Origin of the sequence: Mesorhizobium sp. M7A.F.Ca.ET.027.03.2.1 (assembly GCF_003999175.1) — a bacterium.
Taxonomy (GTDB): Bacteria; Pseudomonadota; Alphaproteobacteria; order Rhizobiales; family Rhizobiaceae; genus Mesorhizobium.
Genome location: NZ_RZOM01001265.1, coordinates 1 through 1,545, shown reverse-complemented (window position 1 = coordinate 1,545; position 1,545 = coordinate 1). Strand labels below are relative to the sequence as shown.

Annotated in this window: 2 protein-coding genes; one reads left to right on the top strand and one right to left on the bottom strand. The window is 61.0% G+C overall.

Annotated elements, in window-relative coordinates; translation table 11 throughout:
• The coding region (locus EN750_RS33670; protein WP_145968171.1) for an EAL domain-containing protein at positions 1 to 624 on the top strand (624 nt) is incomplete at its 5' end.
• 161 nt (positions 625 to 785) lie between these two features.
• Here the strand turns inward: EN750_RS33670 and EN750_RS33665 are convergent.
• On the bottom strand, positions 786 to 1,394 hold the full coding sequence (locus EN750_RS33665; RefSeq protein WP_023808594.1) for a YqgE/AlgH family protein: 609 nt from the start codon (positions 1,392 to 1,394) through the stop codon (positions 786 to 788).
• Positions 1,395 to 1,545 lie beyond the last annotated feature (151 nt).

Here is a 1,545-nt window from a genome sequence, read left to right as displayed (position 1 = left end):
GATTTCATCCCGGTCGCCGAAAGCTGCGGGCTTATCGTGCAGCTCGGCCTGTTTGCCATGCAGCAGGCGGCGGAAGATCTCGCCAGCTGGCAAAAACAGATCGGTGACGCGCCGCTGTCGGTCTCGGTCAATTTGTCCAGCCGCCAGCTGATCCGCCGCGACTTGGTCAGCGACGTCCGCTCGGTCATCGCGCGGGCCAATCTGAAGCCGCGCTGCTTCCGGCTGGAGCTCACCGAATCGCTTGTCATGGACAATCCCGAGCAGACCGCGCATGTGCTGACCAAGCTGAAGCAACTCGGCATCGGCCTGTCGCTGGACGATTTCGGCACCGGCTACTCCTCACTGGCCTACCTGACGCGTTTCCCCTTCGACACCATCAAGATCGACAAGAGCTTCGTCGACGACAACACGCCCAAGCGCGCGGTGCTGCTGAAGTCGATGGTCAACATGGCGCATGAGCTCGGTCTGTCCGTCGTCGCCGAAGGCATTTCGGACGAGAGCGATGCGCTGGAATTGCGTCAGATGGGCTGCGAATATGTGCAGAGCTTCATGTTCGGCGCCCCGATGCCGGGCGACCAGGTGCTGAAGACGCTAAAAGAGCAGTATCCGCTGACGCAAGCGTGAGAGCCCGTTTGGAAACTCTACTCTGGCGGCCATCTGACGGCGTTTTCTGCGCTTCCGGTGCACGGACCCGAATGTCCGCTGCGCTCCGGTTCTCGAAAACACCACCATATGACTCTCCAGAGCGAGTTTCGAAACGGGCTCCGCGATGAGGCTGATGGGGTTTAGGCGTGTCCGGCCGCCAAGCTGAGATGCGCAAGGTCGATACCGATCGAGGCGAGGATCCGGTCGTATTTGCGCTCGATATCGGTGTCGAACAGAAGCTCGGCATTGGCCGGACAGGTCAGCCAGCCATTTTCGGCGATCTCGGTCTCCAGCTGGCCGGCGCCCCAGCCGGAATAGCCGAGCGCCATCAGCGCATGACGAGGCCCGCGGCCGGACGATATGGCGCGCAATATGTCGACGGTCGCCGTCAGGCAGATGTCGTCGGAAACGGTCAGCGACGATTCCACCCGATAGTCTCCCGAATGCAGGACGAAGCCCCGGCTGCGATCCACGGGTCCGCCATTGCGCACGACGAAATCGCGGGCCTGCGCCGGCAATCGGATCGCCTCCTGCTCGTTCATGATGCCCAGTTGCACGAGCAGATCCGGAAACAGCATCTGCTGCGTCTGGTTGATGATCAGCCCCATGGCGCCTTCATCGGAATGTGCGCAGACATAGATGACCGAGCGCGTGAAACGGTCGTCCTTCATGCCGGGCATGGCAATCAGGAACTGATCGTCGAGAAAGCCGCGGCTGGCGACCGTCTTCTTGTGGCGCAACAAGTCCATGAAGGGAGCGTAACGCGTTTCCAAAGCGCCGAAAAGATGCGCCGTGCTGGATTCGACCAAAGCCTGTGGCGGCGGCTCGAACATTCTTCTCCCTCGAAGTCACGCAAATATGATACCGGCAAGGCCATGAAATCATTGCGCGGCCACGAAC

Excerpts from the sequence above, each read along its gene's own strand:
- EN750_RS33665 (WP_023808594.1), bottom strand. The coding sequence starts at position 1,394 with ATGGACTTGTTGCGCCACAAGAAGACGGTCGCCAGCCGCGGCTTTCTC.